We start from the raw sequence: 25,833 nt of genomic DNA, 5'->3' as shown, positions 1-25,833 counted from the left end.
TCCTGTGCGAAGCATTAACTCCACTTTTAGAAATTGGTTATCCACTTTCTGTTTTTTTAGTTACTAAAAAACAACTGATATTCTATTAAAGACGTAGAAAGACTAATCAAATATGGCTTTGCTAAAAAAAACACATTTAATAAGGTTGGGACTTTCGGAATTATTACAAACGAAAATAGCCTTTAACGGATCCATTTATGGAGATGTGTTAAAAACTATAGAGATTCAAATCATTTGAGACCTAAAAATCACAATACGCTTAAAACGTAAAAATTGTAGGTAATTTAATAGTATTATTCAATACGTTTCAAACCTTCCAAATCAATAATCTTTATATGTTTTCCTGTGGTAGAAATATATCCTTCTTTTTTAAATTGCGATAAAATTCTGATGGCAGATTCAGTTGCTGTTCCTACAAGATTTGCGTAATCTTCTCTAGATAACATAACACCAACATAACCTCTCTCATCTTTATCAAAGGCCTGATCTAAATAAATAAGCACATCTGCTAAACGTTGTTTTACAGATTTCTGAGCCATATCTACAATGATATTATCCGCAATCCTAAGTTCTTTAGCCATGTCTTGAAGCATATCTAAAGAAAAATTGGCGTTTTTTGATAAATCATGTAAAATTTCGCTTTTAGGAATAAAACAAATTTCCATTTCATTTACTGCGATAGCGGTAAGGTTAGATTTTTCATCGGTAACTAATGAACGTTGGCCTAATAAATCACCTCTCACCACAAGTTTCACAATTTGGTCTTTGCCGTTAGCACTCAACTTTGTTAACTTACAAACTCCTTCTTTAATGCAGTAGACACCGTTAATACTTTCACCTTCTCTAAATAAAATTTCACCTTTTTTTATGAATTTAGAAGTCTTACAACCAGAGATACGAATCAAATCATCTTTCTCTAAAGATTTTAAAGCATTAAATTGTTTAACGATACATTGTTCGCATTTCATCATAACAAAAACTATTAAATTCAAAGTTAATTAAAACATGATAAATATCATAGTATATACGCACCTGTTTAATGACTTTTGTTACAGGTATAATTGAGCAAATTAAAAATGGAAAACGCAACGTGTTTTCACTGTGGTGACAACTGTGGTAATCATGTTATTTCTTTTCAAGAAAAGTCTTTTTGTTGTAACGGTTGTAAAACTGTTTTCGAGATTTTTAATGAGAACGATTTAACTTGTTATTACGATTTACAAAATTCCCCTGGAGCTACTCCAAAGGAAATAGAAGGCAAATATGATTTTCTTTCTCAGGAAAACATTATTGAAAAACTCACGGAGTTTAAAGATGGTGCTTTAGAGATTGCCACGCTTTACATTCCCCATATTCATTGCAGTTCTTGCATTTGGATTCTCGAAAATTTAAACAAGCTTAATCCAGGCATTTCAGATTCTCAAGTCAATTTTGGTAAAAAAACGGTAAGAGTTACTTACAATTCTGAAACTACCAATTTAAAATCAGTGGTATTACTATTAAGCGCTATTGGTTACGAACCTTATATTAGTTTAGAAGATTTTAACTCTGGTAAAAAGGATGTTAACCGAAGTTTAATCTATAAACTTGGCGTTGCCGCTTTTGGATTTGGTAATATTATGTTTTTGTCTTTTCCAGAGTATTTTGAAGTCAACGAGTTTTGGTTAGAGCAATACAAACCGCTCTTTAGATGGCTAATGTTTGCCATGTCTTTACCCATTGTTTTTTATTCTGCTCAAGATTATTTCATTTCGGCATATAAAGGTCTAAAGGCTAAAATTTTAAATATTGATGTCCCAATCGCACTTGGAGTTTCTGTGCTCTTTATTAGGAGTACTATTGAAATTATGTTCGATTTAGGCTCTGGCTTTTTTGATAGTTTGGCTGGTTTAATATTCTTTCTATTAACCGGAAAGTTCTTCCAGCAAAAAACATATAATTTCTTATCCTTTGAGCGCGACTATAAATCATACTTTCCGATTGCCATTACCAAAATTGATAAATCAGGGAACGAAAATTCCATTCAAGTTTACGATATCGAAAAAGGTGATCGCCTTTTAATTCGGAATGAAGAATTAATTCCTGTTGATGGTATTTTAATCAATGGAAAAGCAAAAATAGATTACAGTTTTGTAACGGGAGAATCGCAAACGGTCTCTAAACAATCTGGAGACAAATTATTTGCTGGTGGTAAACAAACCAATGGTGTTATTGAAATGGAAGCTCTAAAGTCTGTTGAGCAGAGTTATCTCACACAATTATGGAGTAATGATGTTTTCAATAAAAACAAAGAAGACGGTTTTACCAATATTACGAATACCATTAGTAAACACTTCACCATTGCCATATTAGCTGTTGCTTTTATCGCTACTACATTTTGGCTGTTTGTAGATTCTAGTAAAGCGATGAATGTATTTACTGCTGTATTGATAATTGCTTGTCCTTGCGCGATTGCACTGTCTGCTCCTTTTACCTTTGGGAACTTATTGAGAATCTTTGGCAAACAAAAATTCTATGTAAAAAACGCTACTGTTATTGAACAATTGGCTGAAATAAACACGGTGATTTTTGATAAAACAGGAACCATTACGTCTAATAAAGATAGTAATGCAGAATATGATGGTGATTTGCTTTCAGATTCTGAAAATATAGTTCTTAAAAATTCACTCAGAGGTTCTAATCACCCGTTAAGTAGAACATTATATACTATTTTAGAAGAACATAATATCATTACACTTGATACTTTTGAAGAACACATTGGCAAAGGCATTGAAGCCAAACACGATGCTGTTAATATGAAGATTGGTTCTGCTACTTTTGTTGGAAGTCCCAACACTAGCACTTTGCTTAACACTACAGTTCATGTCAGTAGTAATAATGTCTATAAAGGAAAATTCACCTTTTATAACAGCTATAGAAAAGGAGTTTCAAAACTATTTAATCAACTAAAAAAGCATTTTGATTTGGTTATTCTTTCGGGGGATAATGAAGGAGAGCTTGAAAATTTAAAAAAATTATTGCCGGCCAAAACCAAATTAATTTTCAACCAAAAACCAGAAGATAAATTAGAGTTTATTAAATACCATCAATCTGAAGGAGCCAAAGTATTAATGATCGGAGACGGATTAAATGATGCTGGTGCTTTAGCACAAAGCAATGTAGGTATAGTGATATCTGAAGATGTAAACGTCTTCTCTCCTGCTTGCGATGCTATTTTAGATGCTTCAAAGTTTAAGCAATTATATCAATTTATTTCCGCGTCTAAATCAGCCATAAAAATTATTAAGTGGAGCTTTGTATTATCATTTTTTTACAATGTTATTGGATTATACTTTGCTACAACCGGACAATTAGAACCCGTAATTGCAGCAATATTAATGCCTCTAAGCTCTATTAGTATTGTTATATTTACAACAATTGCTACAAATCTTTTAGGAAAGCGGTTAGAATGATTAAAAATAAGGAAACATGATTTTTATCATATTTTCAAACCGGCTTCAATATTACTTTTGAGCCATAACTTCAGTAGGTATGAGTGTTATTTATATTTTATTATCAGTTAGCGTTGTTATTGGCGTGATTTTCTTTGTCTTTTTTATAATGGCAGTAAAGTCCGGGCAATACGATGACGACTATACTCCATCCGTTCGTATGCTTTTTGAAGACGAACTCGTAAAAGAAGAACCAAAACCAACTATAAAAACGACTAAGAACAATTAATTATTATGGATGTACAACAATTTTATTACGATAACAAAATCGTTAAAAATTTCCTTTATGCCACTATATTTTGGGGTGTAATAGGCATGTTGGTAGGATTATTACTAGCATTTATGTTCGTTTTCCCAAATCTAACCGATGGTGTTTCATGGCTTAGTTTTGGTAGATTAAGACCATTACATACCAATGCTGTTATTTTTGCCTTTGTAGGTAATGCCATATTTGCTGGTGTTTACTACTCCTCACAACGATTACTAAAAGCTAGAATGTTTAACGACACCTTAAGTAAAATTAATTTTTGGGGTTGGCAAGCTATTATTGTCTCTGCGGCTATTACATTACCTTTAGGTTACACATCTTCTAAAGAATATGCCGAACTAGAATGGCCTATTGATATTGCTATTGCTGTGGTATGGGTTGTTTTTGGTTGGAACTTAATCGGTACCATCTTAAAACGTCGTCAACGCCATATGTATGTTGCTATATGGTTTTACTTAGCAACATTTGTTACGGTTGCCGTACTTCATATATTTAATAGTTTATCACTTCCTGTAAGCTTAACAGGCATGAAGAGTTATTCTGTTTACGCTGGTGTGCAAGATGCCTTAGTACAATGGTGGTATGGACATAATGCCGTTGCTTTCTTTTTAACAACACCGTTTTTAGGATTGATGTACTATTTTGTACCTAAGGCTGCTAATAGACCTGTATATTCTTATAGACTATCTATCATTCACTTTTGGTCTTTAATATTTATTTATATCTGGGCAGGACCTCACCATTTATTATATACTGCTTTACCAGAATGGGCTCAAAACTTAGGTGTTGCCTTTTCTGTAATGTTATTAATGCCATCTTGGGGTGGTATGATCAACGGACTTTTAACCTTGCGTGGTGCATGGGATAAAGTACGTACTGACCCTGTTTTAAAATTTATGGTAGTAGCACTTACAGGTTATGGTATGGCTACTTTTGAAGGCCCTCTTTTATCACTTAAAAACGTTAATGCCATTGGTCACTTTACAGATTGGATTATTGCACACGTACACGTTGGTGCTTTAGCATGGAATGGCTTTTTAGCCTTTGGTATGATCTATTGGTTAATTCCGAGATTAGTAAAAACTAAATTATACTCAACCAAATTAGCAAATGCCCACTTTTGGATAGGAACTTTAGGTATCATATTCTATACCTTACCATTATATGTTGCAGGATTTACTCAAGCAAGTATGTGGAAGCAATTTAATCCAGATGGGACATTAAAATACGGTAACTTTTTAGAGACAGTTACTGAGATTATGCCAATGTATTGGATGCGTGCTATTGGAGGAACGCTATACATAACCGGTATGTTAATACTTATATATAACGTTTTTGTTACCATAAGACAAGGAAGCGCTGTAGAAGACGAATTAGCAGAAGCACCAGCTTTACAACGTGTTTCAAAACACAGAACTGCTGGAGAAGGTTGGCATTCTGTATTAGAACGTAAACCAATAAAACTAACCATCTTCGCTACAATAGCGATATTAATTGGAGGTATCGTTCAGATTGTTCCAACAATTATGATAAAATCTAATATCCCAACATTGTCTAGCGTAAAACCTTATACGCCTTTAGAATTAGAAGGTCGAGATATTTACATTAGAGAAGGTTGTGTGGGCTGTCACTCACAAATGATTCGTCCGTTTAGAAGTGAAGTAGAACGTTATGGTGAATATTCTAAAGCCGGAGAATTTGTATACGATCACCCTTTCCTTTGGGGAAGTAAGCGTACTGGTCCGGATTTAGCCAGAGAAGGTGTTGGAGGAAAAATGACAGGTGGACGACCAGATTCATGGCACTTTAAGCACATGTATGATCCTCAAGGTGTTTCAAGTGGATCGATTATGCCAGCATACCAATGGTTAATTAGAGATGAATTAGATAAATCTCAAACTGAAGCCAAAATGAAAACCATGGTAGCACTTGGAGTTCCATATACAGATGAAGACATTGCAAATGCGCAACAACACATGCTAAAGCAAGGATCTGAAATTGAACAAAACTTATATGAAGATTCTGATTTATCGACATCATTTGCAGCTGGTAAAAAAGAAGCTGAAGCCACTGGTAAAAAATTCATTGAAGTTAAGAATCGTGAAATCACAGCATTAATTGCTTACCTACAACGATTAGGAACTGATATAAAAGTAAAAGATTTAGAAACCACTCAAAACTAGTATTATGCTAAAATTTGTAAAAAATCATATGGATAGTATTTCTGGAATAGAAATCTACCCAATTATATCCTTAATTATCTTTTTTAGCTTTTTTGTAATCCTATTTTGGTGGGTTTTCACAGCAAAAAAAGAATATATTACTCGCGTCAGCAATTTACCATTAGAATTAGATAACCAAAACGAAACAGAACTATGAGAAACACTATTCCATCTTGGTTAAGAATACCTGTTGTATTTTTCATCATTGTCTTACTAATAGAATATTTTGTAGAATCTGGCGACCAGCCAGCATTTATGGAGCAACCCGCCATACTATTGTTTCTATTATTAGTACTCTTAGTATTAATAGCTATTGAAGCTATTGCAGGTTCTCTATCTAATATTCTTTATCAAAGTTTAGACGACGCTGGTAAGGCACGTTATGACGCTAGTAATCAAAAAGAATCAAAACTAGTCGTTTGGATAAAAGAGAAATATATCAAATTACTAGGATCAAAACCGATACAAGAAGAACATGAAATTATTCTAGACCATAATTATGATGGTATTAAAGAATTAGATAATGACTTACCACCATGGTGGTTGTATGGGTTTTATGCGTCTATCATTTTTGCTGTAATCTATTTATTTAAATATGAAGTATTTGATGGCGATAGTCAATTTGATGAACTAGACACAGAATATGCTGAAGCCAAAATAGCTATTGAAGAATACAAGAGAACAGCAAAAGATCTTGTCGATTTTAATACTGTTGAATTATTAACTGAAGCTTCAGATTTAAATAACGGTAAGAAAATTTTCGAAGTAAATTGTATTGCTTGTCACCAAGCTGATGGTGGTGGTGGAATTGGACCAAACCTAACCGATACACATTGGATTTTAGGTGGTGGTATTAAAAACGTATTTAAAACCGTATCAGAAGGTGGTAGAGATGGAAAAGGTATGATTGCCTGGAAACAGAGCTTAAAACCTGCTGAAATAGCACAAGTAGCGAGTTATGTTTTACAATTTCAAGGTACAACACCTGCACAACCTAAACCAGCCGAAGGCGATGTTTGGAAAGAAGAATCAATAGACTAATAAAATCAAATAAAAATTGGAACCATCAGAACACGAATCATTTAGAGATACGATAGGTACAGTAACCGAAGATGGTAAACGCGCATGGGTATATCCCAAAAAACCAAGTGGCAAGCTTTATAAATATCGCAAGTTTGTAAGTTATGGTTTACTCATCTTCTTACTCGCTGCTCCATTTATAAAAATAAATGGCAACCAATTTTTATTATTCAACATTTTAGAGCGTCGCTTTAATGTCTTTGGCTTACCGTTTTGGCCTCAAGATTTTTATCTAGTGGTGATATCAATGCTTATTGGTATTGTATTTATCGCTCTATTTACGGTCAGTTTTGGTCGTGTGTTTTGTGGTTGGATTTGTCCACAAACCATTTTTATGGAAATGGTTTTTAGACGTATTGAATATTGGATTGAAGGTGACAGAAATAAACAACGAAAATTAGATAAGCAAGAGTGGAATGCGGAGAAAATTAGAAAGAAAGGATTTAAGTGGTTTATCTTTTTAATCATTTCGTTTTTAATTGCAAACGTGTTTTTAGCCTATTTAATTGGAAGTGATAAACTAATAAAATACATCACTGGTAATCCATTAGATCATGTAGGAACACTTTTTCCTCTGATTATTTTTACAGCGGTATTCTATTTTGTGTTTGCATGGTTTAGAGAACAAGTCTGTATTATAGCTTGTCCTTATGGCAGACTGCAAAGTGTATTATTAGATGATAAGTCTATAGTTGTTGCTTACGATCATAAACGTGGAGAAGCGGAAAATGGCAGAAAGAAATTCAGAAAAAATGAAGATCGAGACGCTTTAGGTCATGGAGATTGTATTGATTGTTTACAATGTGTTAATGTCTGTCCAACAGGTATAGATATTAGAAACGGAACACAATTAGAATGTGTAAATTGTACGGCTTGTATTGATGAGTGCGATCATATTATGGAAAGCATCAATCTTCCTAAAGGGTTGATTAGATTTGCGAGTGAAGATGAAATTGAAAGAAAAAAGAAGTTCAAAATAACTCCCAGAATGAAAGGCTATATAGCCGTTTTATCTATTCTAACTGGTATTTTTATTGGCTTACTCTTTCTTAGAAATGATGTTGAAGCGACTATACTTAGGCTTCCTGGTCAACTTTACGAGACCAAAGAAAATAACATGATAAGTAATGTATTTACATACAAATTAGTGAATAAAACCACAAAAGACATCAATAACATTAGTTTTAAACTTAGAAAATTTAAAGGCACTATTAAAATGGTTTCAACAACTGAAAATTTTAAAGTTCCTGCTCAAGAATTAGAACAAGGCACTTTATTTATTGAAATTAATAAAAGTGAATTGTCCGACGATAGAATAAAATTAATCATTGAGGTTTATAGTAAGGATGAATTAATTGAGACCACAGCAGTTAACTTTTTAGGACCTCGGAGTTATAATTAAAAAAGAGCTAGAAGTGAGAAGTTGGAAGCACGACGTTAGTTAGGTGTTGCATAAGCGTAATTAGTTATGAGTAGTGTTCCCTTGAAGGGACTTTAGGTTTTTTTTAAAACTTTGCTGGTTAAAAAAACCGGAAGATACTTTCCTTTACAGGAAGTGTAATAAAAACCTAGCAGTTCTCAATTGATTAACCCTGCAAGGTTTCTAAAACCTTGTAGGCATGAAAAAATAAAGATTCTTGCCATAGCAGGAAGTATATTAACTAAAAAGAGATTCCTGCTTTCGCAGGAAGTTGAATTATGAAAATAAATTGGGGAACAGGTATTGTAATCGCGTTTATAGCTTTCATGAGCTTTATCATGTACTTTATTATTACAATGAGTACAGATGATAAGTATGATTTTGATTTAGTAACAGAAGACTATTATGGTCAAGAACTAGAGTTTCAAGAGGATTTAAATAAAGAACAACATTCTAAAACATTAAAAACGAATATTACTTGGAAAAAGAGTGACGAAGGTGTTAACCTCATTTTTCCTGAAGATATAGATATCAATAAAATTGAAGGAAAAGTGTTCCTATACAGACCATCTGATAAACAATTTGATTTTGAAATTCCAATTTCTCTATCAAACCAAAATTTGCTCATACCTGACAAACGTTTATTAGGTGGTCGTTGGAACATTACTGTAGATTGGAAATATAACACAAATTCTTATATCTATAAAACCGAAATCATATATTAGATGTTAGTCTCGGCGCTCATACTAGGTTTATTAGGTAGTTTGCACTGTGTTGGTATGTGTGGACCAATTGCCTTTATGCTCCCTGTAGATCGGTCTAACTCGTTTAGAAAAGTAAGTCAGATTAGCCTATACCACTTTGGTCGGTTATTGGCTTATAGCATTATCGGTTTGGTGTTTGGACTCGTTGGAAAAAGTCTTTATATTTTTGGTATTCAACAACAACTCTCAATAATCATAGGTGTAATAATGATTGTTGTGATTCTTCTTCCTCATAAAATTATTGGCAAATACAACCTTTCAAAACCTCTTTACAAAGGTATTTCTAAAGTAAAAACATCTTTAGGAAAAGCCTTAAAAAAGAAAACTGCAGATACATTTTTAACTATTGGTTTTCTCAACGGGTTTCTACCTTGTGGTTTAGTCTATATGGCTGTATTTGGAGCTGTTGCTACTGGCAGTTTATTAGAGGGCAGTTTATATATGGTATTATTTGGACTTGGTACAATCCCCTTAATGACCACAGCTATCTATTTAGGAAAATTTCTAAATTCAACCATTAAACAACGCATACAAAAAGCGATTCCTGTTTTTGTGGTGGTTATTGGTTTATTATTTATTCTTCGTGGATTAGGTCTCGGAATTCCATACCTCTCTCCTGCTCCAATCATAGAAACAGCCGTTAGTGCTATAGAATGCCATTAATACACAAATAAATTCTTACAACGTGGAATGATAATTCATATATTAGCTCTCTATAAATCAACATCATCAATCCATCAAAAACATGAAAAATCTATTCTTTTTATTCATTTTCAGTCTCTCAATTACAACATTAACCGCACAAGATGCTAGTGTAGAAGAATCCACTTACGGCCTACAAACTGGTTTTCTTGGTATTTGGGGACACAATGAATCTAAACTCTCAAACTCCATAGCATTACGAAGTGAGCTTGGATTGGACGCAGGCTTGTTCAGCAACAGCTTTGTCGGTAGCCGTGGCTTTATTCTGGTTCCTGCAATTACATTAGAACCACGTTGGTATTACAATCTTAACAAAAGAGTTTCTAAATCGCGACGCATAGATGGAAACAGTGGTAATTTTATTTCAATAAAAACCACCTACCATCCCGATATCGTAATAGGCTCTTTCGCTGATAACATTAATTTTATTAGTGATATTTCCATCACACCAACTTGGGGAATTAGACGTAATGTTGGTAAGCATTTCACTTATGAAACAGGCATCGGAATAGGATACATACATTATATTAAAGAAAAAAATGTCTATATAAACAATAAGAATGATTTCGCATTAAATCTACATTTAAGACTTGGCTATCGTTTTTAGCAGAAGAAGACTTAAACTTCATAATGAGAATTTTAAGTCTTTTTTTTCTAGTCTCTTAATTATTTCAGTTGGGCTCCTTTCTTGTCTCGTTTTTCTACGACTACTAAAGTATCGAGTTTAAAACATCATGTAAATAAAAAAACGCCAAAGAGAGAATCGATGGCGTTTTTAGGACGATGATTAATAACACTAACTATTATAATAACATCATCAGTTATATTTTAAATGTCATGACTGGTAAGGTCGAATGGTTTGCAATATCTTCAGAAACACTACCTTCAAATATATGCGATAAACCTTTTCTACCATGTGTTGCCACCGCAATTAGATCTGCACCAATAACATTAGCAAAATTAAGAATCCCTTTTTCTATAGAATAATCTGACACAATATTAACTTGGTTTAAGTTGTCTAAATTCCCTTCTGCTTTTCCTAAGAAATCAGACACACGTTTATCTATTTCAGAAGAACTTTTAAAATTCCCATCAGGTGAATTCACATATACCAAGTGTAATTTTGTACCAAGCAAGTTGAAAATCTCTTTTGCTTTTAAGTAAGGCGCCACAGTTTCTTCAGAAAAATCACAAGCAAAAACAGCATTTTCAAAATCCATTAAAATCGGATTATGTTTAATGACTAAAACAGGGATTTCAGAATGGCGTACTACTTTTTCTGTGTTAGAACCTACAAGCACTTCTTTAATCCCACTAGCTCCTTGAGAGCCCATAATTATTAAATCTGCATGATGTTCTGTAGCCACCAAATTCACTTCGCTCCACACTTTAAAATGTTTCACAATTGGTGTTAGCTTAAGGCCTTCTAAATAGGGTTTATCTAAGAAGCTTTCAAATTTTTGCTCAGCAAGTTTTAAATAAAAAACAGCTTCTTGATTTAAAGCTTCGCTTGCAGTCGAAATAATTGCATTAGACAACTCTAACATGTGTAATACAATAAGTTCAGATCCATACTTTTGGGCTAAGCTGGCCGCAGCTTCGAGCGCAAATTCGGAATGTTCTGAAAAATCTACTGGTACAATTATTTTTTTCATGAGTTTTTATTTATTATTTTTTAATTGTCACATGCTGTTCGCTATTAATTAGCCCTTAAGGCGATTAAATTTTGAATAGGCGTGTTTCATTTTTTTTATATTAAATAGTCATTGAAAACAACTGAGTTTCCGGTTTTTTGCGTTGTAATAACAAATCGAAAGCCATACATATATTTCTTATAAAAGCTTTTCCTTTCTCGGTTACAATGACTTGTTTATATTCAAACTGAAGTAAACCATCCAATTCAAACTCTTTTAATTTTATGAGCACTTCTGGTAATTCTTCAAATTCTAAGGTGTCATCCTCCCAATCCGTTTTAAAATTACACATAAGGTTAAGGATGTGTTTTCTAATCGCCAAATCTTCGGCATTTAGAATATGACCTTTAAACACCGGAATAATATTGTGCTCTAACAAATGGTAGTACTCTTCATTCGATTTTACATTTTGAGCAAAACCATACCAACTATCACTAATAGACGACACTCCCAAACCAATCATAGCTTGTGTTTTAGAAGCAGTATACCCCATGAAATTGCGATGTAAGGTTTCATTTTCCATCGCTTTATAAAGTGAATCCGTTTTTAAGGCAAAATGATCCATGCCTATTTCTACATAACCTGCAGCTTCAAAATGCTGTTTTCCTGTTTCGTATTGCTGACGCTTAGAATCTGGTGTTGGTAAATCTGCGTCGCTAAAACCACGCTGACCATTTCCTTTTATCCAAGGCACATGCGCATAGCTATAAAATGCAATACGGTCTGGCATTAAAGACTTCGTTTTATTGATGGTTTCAATAACATCGGTTTCGGTTTGAAATGGTAATCCGAAAATAATATCATGTCCGACAGAGGTATAACCGATTTTACGCGCTAAGTCTGTCGCACGTTTTACGTTTTCAAAAGGTTGAACACGATTGATGGCTTTTTGGATACTGAGATTATAATCCTGAACGCCATAACTGACACGTCTAAATCCTAAATCATATAAGGTTTGTAAATGTGCTTCTGTGGTATTGTTTGGATGACCTTCAAAACTAAACTCATAATCTGTTGCCAATTCTGCATCCTTTAATAATTCAGAAATTAAATAATGAAGATGTTCTGGCGAAAAAAATGTAGGTGTACCTCCACCAAGATGTAATTCTTTAATCTTTGGTTTGCTTCCTAATAAATCCAAGTACAGACCCCATTCTTTTAATACCGCTTTAATGTATGGAGACTCTACTTCGTGCCGTTTTGTAATGCGTTTATGGCAACCACAAAACGTACATAAGCTTTCGCAAAATGGTAAATGAATGTATAAACTTAAGCCTTCAGATGTATTACTTTCGTTAAAAGCACGTTTTAAAGACGTTTTCCATTGGGCTAAAGAAAAGGAGTCCAAATCCCAATACGGAACCGTTGGATAACTCGTATAACGAGGACCTGAAACATTATATTTTGTAATTAACGATTGACTCATAGCTTTAAATTCATAGTCAAAATTACTAGTAAGCCAACTCTTAAAATATGATTTTTATCATATGGTTAAAACTTTTAGATTATGAATCGCTCGTTACTTGCATTAACGCCGTTATATGATTAATTTTACTTAAAATAAAAACATCATGAAAAGCATAAAATTCTTATCACTATTAGTTATTGTTTGTTTAGTTTTCACATCTTGTAAAGACGATAAAAAGGCAGAAGAGACTACAACTACTGAAACCATTGAAAACACTATTTCCTATGTTGTTAAACCTGAAGCAACCAATGTAAAATGGACGGCTTATAAAACCACCGACAAAGTACCAGTAGGTGGAGAATTTGCAACGCTAAATTTTGAAGAAAAAGCAGGTGCAACGCCAGAAGAAGCTTTAAATAATTTAGAATTTTCAATTCCGGTAAGTAGTTTATTTACTAAAGATGAGACTAGAGATGAAAAGTTAAAGGCTTCGTTTTTTGGAGCGATGTTAGATCCTGAATTATTAAAAGGTAAAATTAAATATGCTAACAACGCCTACTCTGCTGAAATTACAATGAATGGAGTGACTAAAGACTTACCATTAGACGTTAACATTACAGATGAAAGACGTGTAAGTATGAAAGGCACCATGGATCTTAAAGATTGGGACGCATTGGGTGCATTAGAATCTTTAAATAAAGTATGTTTTGATCTGCATAAAGGTGCTGATGGTGTGAGTAAAACATGGGAAGATGTTGCTATTGAAGTGAGCACTTTTTTACGTGACAAGTAAACTGCTATTATTTTCCAAACTGATAACCTGATCTTAAATAGTTTCAAATGAATTAATATTAATTGTGATTGAGCACTTGAAGCATTTTTTACTTCATTAATTTGTGCCCATTGTTAGTCGTCTTAGTGCTATAAACCATAGCCAATAGAGACGGATTATAACACTGTTAAACATATTAATTCCAACTAAAAATTTGAGCATATCATGAAAAATTTAAATTAATACTATTTTCTTTTGTAGTCATATCTGCAGCTACATCATGTAAAGACACAAAAAAAGAAACTGAAACGACTGTTGAAAGTGACTTTGAAGAGATTGTAAAAGAAGATGCTACTGAGAAGAAATTATCAGTTTTATTGTATCCAAAAAGTGGTAGTAACGTAGATGGTACTATTAACTTTACTGAAAAAAATGGTTTTGTAACTATGGTCGGTTCAGTTACCGGTTTAGAAGAAGGTGACCATGCCATCCATATCCACGAAAAAGCAGATTGTTCTGCAGAAGACGGTACATCGTCTGGAGGTCATTGGAACCCTACAGGTCAACCACATGGTGCTTGGGGAGCTGAGACTGGTTATCACAAAGGTGATATTGGTAATCTCACTGCTAATGTTAACGGACGTGCTACAATTACAAAAACTACAGATGAGTGGTGTATTGGTTGCGGAGATGATACCAAAGATATTTTAGGAAAAGCAGTTATTGTACATATTGGAGTCGATGATTTAACCACACAGCCTACTGGTGCCGCTGGTGCACGTGTTGGGTGTGCAGGAATTATTGAATAACCTCAGAATACATACATAACATTAAATTGTTAGAACAATTGCAGCGATTCTTCTTCCCCATTACTGCGAAAGATTCTAAATAAAAATCGCTATTACATGGAATTAGAATTACTGGTGAAACAGTTTCAAGATAAAAATCACGCTGCTTTTGAAACGCTTTATGGCATGTATCACAAAAGCATACATGGAGTCGTTTACAATATTGTTAAAGATACTGCTATTGCAGACGAGCTTATGCAAGATGTCTTTATAAAGGCATGGCATAAATCGGAAACTTACTCTTCAAAAAAAGGACGCTTTTTTTACGTGGATTTTAAATATAGCACGCAATGCTGCTATAGATAAAACACGTTCTAAGGCGTTTAAGCAGTCAAAACAAAACCTAAACACTGATTATTTCGTAGATATCATAGCCAGCCATGATAATTTAGACGACAGTACGGATGCCATTGGTATTAAAACATTTGTAACGCAATTAGGCGAAAAATGCAAAGCAGTAATTGAGCTCCTTTATTTTAAAGGATTTACTCAAAAAGAAGCTTCGGAAGAATTACAAATGCCAATTGGTACCATTAAAACGAGAAACCGGAACTGTATACAACAATTAAGAGATATGGTATTGTAATATGGATATAAACGCATACATAGAATCAGGTATTTTAGAGCTATACGTAGCTGGGAAACTTTCTGAAACAGAAAATCAGGAAATCTATGAACTTTTACAACAGCACCCAAAACTGTTACAAGAAGTTATAGAGATAGAAGGAGCTGTCCTTAAATTAACAGCAGCAGTATCGCCAAGAGCGAAAGGTTTTGAGTCTATTAAGGCGCGATTAGAAGCAGAAGACACTAAAGTTGTACAACTACAACCTAGACAAACCAATTGGATAAGTTATACAGGTTGGGCAGCCTCAATTCTATTAGCTGCAGGTTTATTTTGGACTTTAAATCAGAACACCGATTTAGAACAACAATTACAAACCGCTGATATAGAAAACCAATATCTCGAAACACAAATAGAAGATGCCAGAACCGATTTGGCAGCTACTAAAAATCTATTAAACGTTATAAGAGATAAAGACATTATTGCGGTACCACTTGGTGGCCAAGGTGATTTTGCCTCTAGCTTTGCAAAAGTGTATTGGAACAAAGCCGACAATACGATTTATTTAGATGCAGAAGGTTTACCTAATGCACCAGAAGGAAAAGTATGGCAAGTATGGTCGTTAACCTTAAATCCATTAACACCAACGAGTTTAGGAACTATAGACGATTTTAATACCGACGACAATAAAATATTTACCATTGCCAATGCTAACGAAAGCCAGGCCTTTGGTATTACTTTAGAACCCGAAGGTGGAAGCGATGGTCCTACAATGGAACAACTCTACACACTTGGTGTTGTGGCGAGTGCGCCATAAGCCAAAGTATTTTTACACATAACATATAAAAGCCACCTTGTGAAAAACTTGGTGGTTTTTTTGTGTAAAATCATACGTGACTTTACGTATAGAAGTTTAATTTGTTTTGGTTATTTTTATAAACGTAAATAAGCTTAATAGTATTCTTACCCTAAAATTAAAATAGGATAACAGTTACTTTTTTGGTTAAATCACTAGTTGGCAACAATATCTAAACAAAACGCAAAAGGAATGAAAAAAACATTATTTACAATTTTTAGAGTTTTAATTGGAATTGTATTAATCGGTAAAATATCGAATTGGTTTCTGAATTATAGTGACGAAACGAATCAAATTCTAAACGCTGGAATGTTTACTCTAATCGGAATTGCATATTTAGTTGGAGGGTTTATTTGGGACAAAAAAATGACTAATGTAATTTTTCTGATTTGTGGAATTTATTTGATTGCGATGAATTTCATTGGCAACTTTGGACTAAAATCAATAATCGGAATTGTCTGTATTTTGACACCAATGCTTATTGCACGATTCTCACCAGATGAAACTCACGAAAAAGAATTAGTGGAAAATTAAAAAATACAGTTGCCAACACAGTATATAAAAAATTGCTGGTATTTGGCTTAAACCAAGATCGTTGCTTGTTTTGTTACGTCTGAATTTCCTTCGGAAATTCCTCGCACACAAACCCGCAATTTTCCATATACATAAACGTTCGCTATAATATATGAAAAAAGCCGGAAATATTATTTTGATTTGTGTGCTGATATTTTTGGTTGGTTTGTTTATTCATCCTAAAAAAGTCATATATGAACCAAAAATCATTGGACAAGTAGTTGACCGAAATGGAAACCCAATCCAAAACGCAATAGTCGCGCGAATTGAGGAAAATGAAATAAAAATAAGAAATTCGGATATTATGAGGGCGAAGAATTCAAATCACAAATCATTAAGACTGACATAAATGGGAATTTTGTGCTTACCGAAAAATCCGAAATTAATTGGTTGCATACGCCTATTGATTTGCCATTTGTTTGGTGTTATGCAAATTTTGAGGTTTCAAAAGAAGGATATGAATCCTATAAAACTGACTATAATGCAGAGAAAAACAGTAAATTCAATGAAAACCTGAATGGCTGTAAAGACATTGAATTTAATCCAAGAATAATATTAAAAAAACTATAGTTAACAGAGTATATAAAAAATTGTTGGTTTTAGCTAAACCAAAGTAAGTTGCTCGTTTGCTAGCTTCTGATTTTCCTTCGGAAAATCCTCGCACACAAACACGCAACTTTCCATATACAAACCGTCACAACCAATTAATCAACACTACAAATGAACAAACTACAAGCAGTCCTCTTAGTTCTTTTCATTTTTTCATATGCCACTATTGTCGCTCAAGACAAAATTGCCAATTTCGGCATCAAGGGAGGTATAAACTATGGGAAATATACCCCAAATCAAAATTTAAGAAACTACGACTATCAAGTTGGTTTTTATGTTGGTGGCTTCTATAAAATTGAAATAACCGACAAAATGAAATTCCAACCCGAACTTCTATTTGCGCTACAGGGAAGTAAAATAAATACGAAAGATAATCCAATCACAGATTTTAATGGAAACCCATTACCATACACCGGCACATTTGATTTTGAATATCAGGTCTATGAGTTAACCATCTCAATTCCCCTACCCGTAAAACTTTATTTTTCAGAGGCATTTTATATGGAAAGTGGCCCGCAATTTGGGTTTATTATAGACCGAAATTTGCAGTCGTCTCAAATTCTTTTAGATGGCAACGATAGCAGTTTTATAAAAAAAGGAAATGCTAATTTCGATTTTGGCGTATGCCTAGGTACGGGCTATGATGTATCAGATGCGTTATCATTAAACATAAGAGCATTTACTGGGCTAATAGAAAGAGAAGATATTAAATCTTTTGTTTTCAATTTCGGAATTGAATATAACTTGTAAAAGCCATTTTTAACAATGGCGATTCGTAAGTACTTGCTCTCACCTACTCAAAGCACTAAAACTAACGGTAGTTGTTAGGTCTTCAAAGAACAAAAAATTAACAGCTTCCTTTATGTCTCCTCGAGTGTTCCGACTTTTTTGTCAGAATGTATCGAGAAGCAATAGAACCAAGCATCAATCTATTTACAATGATCGTATACAGCACTTAGAAAGCTCCAAAAACCACCCAACGCCTACAACCACCACCTAAAACTCTCAGCAATCGCTTCGTTTTTTTATTGCATTACGAAAAACAGTAACCATAAGTCTCATAACTATCTTATTTTTAACGAAATGAACATGAAGTTACGTACTAAACTTTTCAAAGTATTGCTTAGTTTTATAAACTAAGAATGGAATACTATTGCGCTTGATATCCCTAATTAAAAAAGAGGATAAAAAAACTGATTTTACTCTCGTAATTAGCTGGAAATAAGACAAAAAAAAAAAAACAAAAAAAATAAACCTATTAATGGGTATTGATTGAATTAATATTAAACTCAATCTTTGAAAGCTAAAACCTAAACACAATGAAAAAACCAATAATTACAGCAGTTTGTACATTCTTAGTTTACAGTTCAACTTTTGCTCAATTTAAAATACAAAACACAAACCTGGATTGTGAAAAGGTAAAAGGCATTATTACTGTAATGGAAAAACCAGAATATATTATAAAACCAGAAGTGGATAATGACAAAGAGTTTTTTTCCGCAACCACAGTTGTTGGTATTATACTTCCCTATGCAATCAAATATGGAAGTAATGCTCTTAAAAAAGCAACCTCCAAAAAAGCAGAGGATTATACGTTCGAAAGTGAAGTTTTAAATCCTCAAGCCATCGATTTTAAAAAACTTAAGGATAGTGTAGCTATTATCAAGGTTAAAAACACTTTTTATAAAAAAGGCGGCAAAAAAGAAAATAATATGGCAACTTATGATTTTGATTTTTTTATAGAAAATAATTTTCTAAAAGTTAAACTTTCAAATATCGAACAAATATATACTCCTGTAAAAATTCATAAGAACTACGACCTTATTATGAACAATTTTGATTTATCAATTACCGCATTTGTCAGAGAAGATATTAAGGATAGTGAAGCTGTACAAGAAAAAATTATTGATCTAGGCACTTCAACTATTCATATGGTTAATCCAAGTTTTCAGTTAGGCAAGGCTAAACCAAAAAATGAAGCACAGTTTTTTTTACCATCATTAACTAAAGAAGGGCAAGGTGTAACGGTTATCGCCTTAATAATTAAACTCAAAGTAAAGCACGTAAACCCACACGGAACTACCAGTAATTATTTGAATGAGTTTTTAGAAACTAATTCAGATAATAACGAAGGCCTACTGACCAGAATATTCATTAAAGAAGCGAAACAAGATTAAAAATTAAAAATATGAAAAACAGATTCATTCTAATTTTATTACTCTCATTAACTTTTGCTGTAAATGCTCAATTTAGTGACCTTAGGGATGGAAGATTAATAGAAGACTCCAAAGGACGTTTCATAGGAGATATAAAAGTACTTGGCGTTAGGAATAGGACAACTATTGATGCCGCAGATAAAACAAATTTTCTAAATGAGTTTACACTTAAAATGAAAGTGTGGGATTATCTAGGCGAACCACTAGAAATGTATGCTTTTCAATGGTACCGAAAAGGTTATTATACAGTTAAAGTAGATAATACGTCAAGAAGTATGTCTTTGGATCAACTTCTAGAGTATCCTGACTTACAAAAACGTTTTCTCGATATAAGACCAACAAAAGTAGATATTAAAATATTTGGATATGCGGGTGATGGAAACTCAAGTGATAAAAATCGAGTAGGAAAAATTAAGGTCGAAGAATCTAGTGTACCCGTTAATGTTGTCTACACCTATATAGTTAAAGACGTTGATTTACTTATTGCAAGAGAAGGTGAGTTTAGAGAGCCTACAGTTGCAGGAAGTCCACCTACTTGGAACGAGTTTTTTAATTGGCAATACTCGGATCCTAAAGGCCCGCTCATAGATTTAAATGTGACAGAAGATAGCTTTAAAAGACTTTCACAAGAAGAACAGAAACAACGAATTACAAAAATTAAAAACATTTGGAAACAAGTAAAGCAAATTAGCGTTAGTGCCTCTATAGAAACGTTAGAATGGCCAGAATATGAAATGATAGATATCATTAAAACCTACGACCGCTATAAAAACGAAAAGAAAGAATTAAGCCCACAGGAAAAATTGGAAGCAGAATTAGCTGAAGTACAACGCACCACTGAATATAATCGAAATGATGAATGGGGTGAGTTACCTGATTTGGTAGAGCCTGAAATTGAAGTGTTCTCAATACCCAAACCAAATAATGAATATGGGAATTATTATGGATTAAAATACAAAGGAACAGAATTAGTAGTTTTAGAACCAACCAATATTTATATAACTAAAATTGCAGATCATTTTATTGTGAATAATGGTAAATTTAATAGTAAAGATGCTTATAAAGCTGAAAGAACCTATGACTATGTAAATAACGCAACTCTTTATAATAATAAAGGAGAACAGGTTGGAAATCGCAATTATGCATCTATTAAGTTTTTGAAAAAAGGTAAGAAAAGCATCTATGATTTGCCAAAAAATAAGATACTACCAGAAAATGCTATATTTTATTGTACTTATCCTATTGGAACTCCTTTTAAATTTTACAATTGTGAAGGCTGCAGTCCAGAATTATATGGTGTTAATAAACAAGGTATTGTTGGTTATGATAGTGATGGTAATATTATTTTAGAAATTGTACTAGATAAATCCGATCGTCCATTTCCCAATGAAAATAAGCCATTCAGTGTTGTATCTGGGTTAATAAATCGCTATTCTGATTTTTGATATAGAACAAAAAAAAGCACGTAATATGTATTTATTTCAAAAAAATATTAAATATAATAATCAAGTAAAAAAACTAAACTTAATTAAAATGATTAAATATGTATCATTTCTCATAACTATATTTTTTATTACTACGGATCTTAAAGCCCAATCCCCAAAACAAGACTTCACTAAAGCAGAAGAGTTTTACAAAAACGGCATTTTTACTGAAGCAGTAACGCAAACCGAGAGTGTTAAAAAAAGCTTAGGCAAATCTAACCCCAAAGTAGAAGCCCTTTTATTTATGGCGTATTACAAAACAGAAGACTACACCAAAGCTAAAGTAGCCTACGAAACCCTTAAATTAATGGTGCCAGATAATGTAGAAAACTCAGATGCATTTCAGTTATACAAAAGCACAGGAGAACAACTTGACAAAAAACTAGCTGAGATACAAACAGCTTTTGAGAAAAAACAAAACGAAAGTACGCAGTCGCTTTATGATGATTCTAAATACGAAGATAGAAACGCTTATAAAGAAGATAGGATTAAAAGAAAAAGGAGGTTTTTGATAACAGGATGGAAAAAATCCAAGAAAATAATAAAAATGAGGCTTCTCAAGTTTTGGAACAAATACTAAAAAATCCATCTAAAGAAAGTTTAAAAATTATCTTAGAGAGGATAGATATGTGAGTAAATTTGAAGCTGTTGAAAATTACATAAAATATTGGAATATTGAATCTTTTGAACTCTTTAACTATGAGATGGACGACGCAGACAAAAAGAAAAATATAATAGTTTAGTGTATCACTTAAACTTAAATAACCTAGCACTAAGTGGTGCTAAAATAAAAATAATCCCTGAAGAAATTTTTGAGAGTGGTAAATTAATAAATATTTATGTTAGAGCTACGGAAATCACTACTCTTCCTGAACTTATAATAAAATGTAATAACCTGACTGGAATATTACTCAGCCATAACAAAAACTTAAAAATGTCCCTAAAGATTTTTCTATGTTTAAAAATTTAGAAGTTCTTGAATTTACAATAAACAATTTTTATTTTTTACCAAACATTAGGGGTTTAACTAATTTAAAATCTATTTTTATAAATATGCCGCTTCAAGAATTTCCTATTCAAGTTTTATATTTAAGACAACTTGAGACACTCAAACTTATGAGTATTGCGAAGAATAATCCATTTGAGCTACACGAACATATAGAACTCTTAACAAATCTAAAAATATTAGATTTACGTCATAGCTATGTAACGAAATTACCTAAAAGCATAGAAAACTTGAAAAATCTTAAAATGTTAGGGCTTTACAATACCCCAATACATGAATTACCTTCACAATTAAAAAAACTTACTAATCTTGAAACTATTGAAATAGGAGGATTAGAAATCAAACCATACAGTAATAAAAAAGTAGAAAGTAGCCTTAAAAAACTTGTAAAAGCGTTGCCTAGTCTTAAAGTAAATTATAATTAATGTTTTGTATAATTTTAATAGAACTTCAGTTCAACCCAATATTATCATAATAATTAACCGAATAAAATGCCAGTTGCCAACAACGTATAAAATCAATAGTGCAATTGGTGCTTAAACCAATGTTTCAGGCGCTTTTCGAGGTCGCCAAATTTTTAAATTTGGCTTATTGAGAAATAAAAGTAATAAGAAAAATTTAAAAATTCGGCTTGTGTTCAACCGAAGGGTTCGTGCGTTTTTTCCGCCATACTGTTCTTATACAATCCGTTTTAAGTAATAGAATAAAAACTGTTCTAGATGAGATAAACAAGACAAAAACACTAGTATGAAATATTTAATAATCCTATTTTTTGCTTTTTATTTAAACGCTAATTCACAAACTTCGGATTGGAAATTGCTAAACGAAAATGAAGAATATAAACTCTTTACTAGAGATCATTCTGACAAAGCAGCCTGGTATAAGATTGAATACAAAAAGATAAAAGTTAATGAAACAATATTTGGTAATAAACAAAAGATAAAAAAGATACTTATACTTCATAAGTTTGATTGTGAAAATAAAATGATTGGAACTTTAGCAGAAATAAGCTATGATGAAAATGGAGATACAATAGATTCAAATGATTATGGTAAATACGCAGATTTAGAAAATGTTATTCCTGATTCACTTGGAGAAATGATATTATTTAAATTTTGTAATTAAAGGAATCATAATTCTACTAGTTGAAACTACTACTTACAACACCGTATATAATTCATTGCTAGTCCTAGCCCACTTACCAAAATCCTCGCAGAATATAGCTTCACCAATTCGCTGTGCTCGGATCTATCTGTAACTTATGTACCAACGCACATAAAACCCTCCCAAACCGTCACTTCGAGTGTGCCGACCTTTCTGTCGGCATGTATCGAGAAGCATTAGAACCAAGCACCAATCTATTTACAATGATCGCATCCATCACTTAGAAAGCTTCAAAAACCACCCAACGCCTACAAACACCATCTAAAATGCTCAGCAACCGCTTAATTTTTTTACAGCATTACGGAAAACAGTAACCATAAGTCTCATAACTACCTTATTTTTATCAAAATGTACGTAAAGTCACATACTAAACTTTGCAAAGTATTGCGTAGTTTTATAAACTAAGAATAGAGTGCTATAGCTTTTGTTATCCAGAATTAAAAAAGGGATAACGTGAGTGATTGTACTTATATAACAAGTTGTGCCCAATTAAAAAATCACGTTTCATAACATAATTCAGATTAAATGATTGTACCTTTGATAGTATCAAATGATAGTATCACAAATGAAACCACCTTACGAAATAACATCTTCTATTTTAAAATTAATAACTTCTATTTCAGAGAAAATAGGAGAAGTAAATGCTAATTTATTAAACAAACCTTCACCGAAATTGAGAAAACAGAATAGAATCAAAACTATTCATTCTTCTTTAAAAAATTGAAGGAAATACACTTACAGAAGAACAAATAACAGCACTTCTTGAAAACAAAAAGTTATTGGGCCAAAAAAAGATGTTCTTGAAGTCTTAAATGCAATTAAAATCTATGAAAATTTAGAAGATTACAATCCTTCTAATGAAAAATCCTTTCTAAAAGCACATCAAAACTTAATGGAAGGTTTAATTGAAAATTCTGGAAAATATAGAAATCAAAGTGTCGGAATTGTAAAAGGTTCAAAAGTTGAGCATTTAGCACCACCTTTTGGAAATGTACCATACTTAATGAAAGACCTTTTTGAGTATTTGAAAAATTCTGATGAAATTGAATTAATTAAAAGTTGTGTTTTCCATTACGAAATGGAATTTATACATCCATTTTTGGATGGAAATGGCAGAATGGGAAGATTATGGCAAACTTTAATTTTAATGGAAAAATATCCAATCTTTGAGTTTTTACCTTTTGAAACTCTAATTAGTAAAGACCAGGAAAAATATTACAAGTCTTTAGCTGAAAGTGATAAATCTGGAAAATCAACTAAGTTTATTGAATATATGCTAAACGTTATTGACATTTCAATAAGTGAACTATTAGATTTTAATAATCGAACGTTAAATGAAAAAGATAGATTAGAATACTATGTTTCATTAAATAAAACTGAATTTACAAGAAAAGATTATATGGATATTTTTAAAGATATTTCTTCAGCAACTGCAAGTAGAGATTTAAAGAAAGGAGCAGAATTGAATTTATTTGAAAAAATGGGTGAAAAAAATAAAACAATCTATCGTTTAAAATAACTGGGCACAACACCGTATATAATTTATTGCTGGCTTCTCGCCTACTTACGAAAGTCCTCGCAGACTTTCTTGGTTGGTAATTATTTACTAAATTAGTTGCTCAAACCACGCAACAAACCATATACAAACTCGTTGTAAAACATTCCCCTCAATCAGAATTCGATTAATTCCTCGAGCTAACGACAAATTTTGAGGTTTTTTGCAAAAAAAGAAAAACAGTGAGTTAATTAGCTATGAACAAATGGATAAGAATAAAAATTAACTAAATTTGACGTTTGTCGAGATTTTTAGTTAACCTAAAATAAATAAACAAGATTACATATGCCAAAAGTTCTAGACACATATTTAAAGGCATTACCAATTTTCATAATAATACTAACAGCAATAGGCTATTTATATCTATTCTCATATTACATCATATTTGGAATTAATATTATTTATTATATAGATATTTCTGAAATCTTATTATTATTTATTAATTATTCGGTTTTGTTAATTTCTGCTGCTTCAATTGTAAGTATTAAAAATTTTATGATTTTAAACAAAGTAAAAATGATGAATTGTCTAATGAAAAAGAAACACCAGAAGAAAAATTAAAAACAAAAAACTCAATAAAGAGAATTCTGATGTTCAAAAATATTGCCGGAATAGTAATTATCATTGTTGGAGCTATTTATGGATTGGCATTTAAAGAGTATTTTACTATGTCTGTTTTAATAACATTAGGCATTATTCTTCTACTGTTTTTTAATAAATTAGCGAACCTCTTTACAATTGGTCAAAAATCAAATAAACCTGAATTTTTCTTATTGTCTTTTTCTATAGTATACCTTTTAATATTAAGCTTGGTACCGATACTATTTCAAATTAATAAAGCATATAATGTTAAAAATTATGACAAAGAAATTATGAAAACCAATTTTTCATATCAAAAGATAAATCTTGAAACATGCAAAAATTTAAAATATATTGGTGAAACTAGAAATTATATTTTTTTATATAACCAATCAAAAAAGGAAAGCATTATTTGTGAAAAAGATAAAATCACCAATAGAAAAATAATCAAACGTTAAATTTTTGTAAAAAAAAAAAAATACGAAGCCCTATTGAATCATAGAAATTCAGAAAATTTAATGTACTCAAATTTTAAATGTATAATCGTCATATTTAAA

The 25,833-nt window shown here is 32.2% G+C and carries 25 protein-coding genes and 2 pseudogenes; 24 read left to right on the top strand and 3 right to left on the bottom strand.

What is annotated here, in order from left to right; all coding sequences use genetic code 11:
- Positions 1-293: 293 nt before the first annotated feature.
- Positions 294-971 (bottom strand): Crp/Fnr family transcriptional regulator, encoded by a 678-nt coding sequence (locus ADIWIN_RS14015; protein WP_020896807.1) that lies wholly within the window; start codon positions 969-971, stop codon positions 294-296.
- 105 nt (positions 972-1,076) lie between these two features.
- On the opposite strand from ADIWIN_RS14015, the gene ADIWIN_RS14010 reads away from it, so the two are divergent.
- From ADIWIN_RS14010 to ADIWIN_RS13970, 9 genes are all read left to right on the top strand, one after another.
- Complete coding sequence (locus tag ADIWIN_RS14010; protein WP_020896806.1) at positions 1,077-3,452, top strand: heavy metal translocating P-type ATPase; 2,376 nt, start codon at positions 1,077-1,079, stop codon at positions 3,450-3,452.
- Between the two features lie 79 nt (positions 3,453-3,531).
- On the top strand, positions 3,532-3,720 hold the full coding sequence (gene ccoS / locus ADIWIN_RS14005) for a cbb3-type cytochrome oxidase assembly protein CcoS (RefSeq protein ID WP_020896805.1): 189 nt from the start codon (positions 3,532-3,534) through the stop codon (positions 3,718-3,720).
- A 5-nt stretch (positions 3,721-3,725) separates the two neighbouring features.
- Positions 3,726-5,942 (top strand): cytochrome-c oxidase, cbb3-type subunit I, encoded by a 2,217-nt coding sequence (ccoN, locus tag ADIWIN_RS14000; RefSeq protein WP_020896804.1) that lies wholly within the window; start codon positions 3,726-3,728, stop codon positions 5,940-5,942.
- Positions 5,943-5,946: 4 nt separating this feature from the next.
- Complete coding sequence (locus ADIWIN_RS13995) at positions 5,947-6,138, top strand: cytochrome c oxidase subunit IV (protein ID WP_040757396.1); 192 nt, start codon at positions 5,947-5,949, stop codon at positions 6,136-6,138.
- Entirely contained in the window at positions 6,135-7,022 is an 888-nt protein-coding gene (locus ADIWIN_RS13990; protein ID WP_020896802.1) for a cbb3-type cytochrome c oxidase N-terminal domain-containing protein, read from the top strand. Before ADIWIN_RS13995 ends, ADIWIN_RS13990 begins: the two co-directional genes overlap by 4 nt.
- Positions 7,023-7,038: 16 nt before the next feature.
- Positions 7,039-8,463, top strand: a complete 1,425-nt coding sequence (ccoG, locus tag ADIWIN_RS13985; RefSeq protein WP_020896801.1) for a cytochrome c oxidase accessory protein CcoG — start codon at positions 7,039-7,041, stop codon at positions 8,461-8,463.
- A 296-nt stretch (positions 8,464-8,759) separates the two neighbouring features.
- Complete coding sequence (locus tag ADIWIN_RS13980) at positions 8,760-9,206, top strand: FixH family protein (RefSeq protein ID WP_020896800.1); 447 nt, start codon at positions 8,760-8,762, stop codon at positions 9,204-9,206.
- Positions 9,207-9,908, top strand: a complete 702-nt coding sequence (locus ADIWIN_RS13975) for a sulfite exporter TauE/SafE family protein (RefSeq protein ID WP_020896799.1) — start codon at positions 9,207-9,209, stop codon at positions 9,906-9,908. It begins immediately after the preceding gene.
- An 82-nt stretch (positions 9,909-9,990) separates the two neighbouring features.
- A complete protein-coding gene (locus ADIWIN_RS13970) occupies positions 9,991-10,554 on the top strand; it encodes a hypothetical protein (RefSeq protein WP_020896798.1) in 564 nt (187 codons plus the stop codon).
- A gap of 214 nt (positions 10,555-10,768) precedes the next feature.
- On the opposite strand, the gene ADIWIN_RS13965 is transcribed toward ADIWIN_RS13970, so the two are convergent.
- Positions 10,769-11,602, bottom strand: a complete 834-nt coding sequence (locus tag ADIWIN_RS13965) for a universal stress protein (RefSeq protein WP_020896797.1) — start codon at positions 11,600-11,602, stop codon at positions 10,769-10,771.
- A gap of 100 nt (positions 11,603-11,702) precedes the next feature.
- On the bottom strand, positions 11,703-13,067 hold the full coding sequence (gene hemN / locus ADIWIN_RS13960; RefSeq protein WP_020896796.1) for an oxygen-independent coproporphyrinogen III oxidase: 1,365 nt from the start codon (positions 13,065-13,067) through the stop codon (positions 11,703-11,705).
- 145 nt (positions 13,068-13,212) lie between these two features.
- Here hemN and ADIWIN_RS13955 point away from each other — a divergent pair, with 145 nt between their 5' ends.
- The 15 genes and pseudogenes from ADIWIN_RS13955 (at position 13,213) to ADIWIN_RS13875 (ending at position 25,734) form a co-directional block, all read left to right on the top strand.
- On the top strand, positions 13,213-13,842 hold the full coding sequence (locus tag ADIWIN_RS13955) for a YceI family protein (protein WP_020896795.1): 630 nt from the start codon (positions 13,213-13,215) through the stop codon (positions 13,840-13,842).
- A 356-nt stretch (positions 13,843-14,198) separates the two neighbouring features.
- Complete coding sequence (locus ADIWIN_RS13950; protein WP_020896794.1) at positions 14,199-14,630, top strand: superoxide dismutase family protein; 432 nt, start codon at positions 14,199-14,201, stop codon at positions 14,628-14,630.
- A 96-nt stretch (positions 14,631-14,726) separates the two neighbouring features.
- Positions 14,727-15,255, top strand: a pseudogene (locus ADIWIN_RS13945) (RNA polymerase sigma factor).
- Between the two features lies 1 nt (position 15,256).
- Positions 15,257-16,051: an anti-sigma factor gene (locus ADIWIN_RS13940; RefSeq protein ID WP_020896792.1), complete on the top strand. Its 795-nt coding sequence runs from the start codon at positions 15,257-15,259 to the stop codon at positions 16,049-16,051.
- Positions 16,052-16,282: 231 nt separating this feature from the next.
- Positions 16,283-16,624 carry a hypothetical protein gene (locus tag ADIWIN_RS13935; protein ID WP_152487265.1) on the top strand — a complete coding sequence of 114 codons (342 nt, stop codon included), beginning with the start codon at positions 16,283-16,285 and terminating at the stop codon, positions 16,622-16,624.
- A 151-nt stretch (positions 16,625-16,775) separates the two neighbouring features.
- Positions 16,776-17,012, top strand: a complete 237-nt coding sequence (locus ADIWIN_RS13930) for a peptidase associated/transthyretin-like domain-containing protein (RefSeq protein WP_040757391.1) — start codon at positions 16,776-16,778, stop codon at positions 17,010-17,012.
- Between the two features lie 11 nt (positions 17,013-17,023).
- Positions 17,024-17,233, top strand: coding sequence for a hypothetical protein (locus ADIWIN_RS20590; RefSeq protein WP_020896790.1), 210 nt, complete (start codon positions 17,024-17,026; stop codon positions 17,231-17,233).
- Positions 17,234-17,383: 150 nt separating this feature from the next.
- Positions 17,384-18,022, top strand: a complete 639-nt coding sequence (locus ADIWIN_RS13920; RefSeq protein ID WP_020896789.1) for a porin family protein — start codon at positions 17,384-17,386, stop codon at positions 18,020-18,022.
- Between the two features lie 569 nt (positions 18,023-18,591).
- Complete coding sequence (locus ADIWIN_RS13915; RefSeq protein ID WP_020896788.1) at positions 18,592-19,449, top strand: hypothetical protein; 858 nt, start codon at positions 18,592-18,594, stop codon at positions 19,447-19,449.
- A gap of 11 nt (positions 19,450-19,460) precedes the next feature.
- A complete protein-coding gene (locus ADIWIN_RS13910) occupies positions 19,461-20,933 on the top strand; it encodes a hypothetical protein (protein WP_020896787.1) in 1,473 nt (490 codons plus the stop codon).
- An 88-nt stretch (positions 20,934-21,021) separates the two neighbouring features.
- Positions 21,022-21,552 carry an outer membrane protein assembly factor BamD gene (locus tag ADIWIN_RS13905; RefSeq protein ID WP_152487264.1) on the top strand — a complete coding sequence of 177 codons (531 nt, stop codon included), beginning with the start codon at positions 21,022-21,024 and terminating at the stop codon, positions 21,550-21,552.
- A 374-nt stretch (positions 21,553-21,926) separates the two neighbouring features.
- On the top strand, positions 21,927-22,403 hold the full coding sequence (locus ADIWIN_RS13895; RefSeq protein WP_020896784.1) for a leucine-rich repeat domain-containing protein: 477 nt from the start codon (positions 21,927-21,929) through the stop codon (positions 22,401-22,403).
- 322 nt (positions 22,404-22,725) lie between these two features.
- A complete protein-coding gene (locus ADIWIN_RS13890; protein ID WP_020896783.1) occupies positions 22,726-23,103 on the top strand; it encodes a surface-adhesin E family protein in 378 nt (125 codons plus the stop codon).
- 604 nt (positions 23,104-23,707) lie between these two features.
- Positions 23,708-24,741 (top strand): annotated as a pseudogene (locus ADIWIN_RS22345) (Fic family protein).
- 480 nt (positions 24,742-25,221) lie between these two features.
- Positions 25,222-25,734: a hypothetical protein gene (locus ADIWIN_RS13875; protein ID WP_040757384.1), complete on the top strand. Its 513-nt coding sequence runs from the start codon at positions 25,222-25,224 to the stop codon at positions 25,732-25,734.
- The last annotated feature ends 99 nt before the right edge of the window (positions 25,735-25,833 follow it).

It is taken from the genome of Winogradskyella psychrotolerans RS-3 (genome assembly GCF_000427335.1).
Classification (GTDB): domain Bacteria; phylum Bacteroidota; class Bacteroidia; order Flavobacteriales; family Flavobacteriaceae; genus Winogradskyella; species Winogradskyella psychrotolerans.
This window is presented reverse-complemented; position numbering and strand designations above follow the sequence as displayed.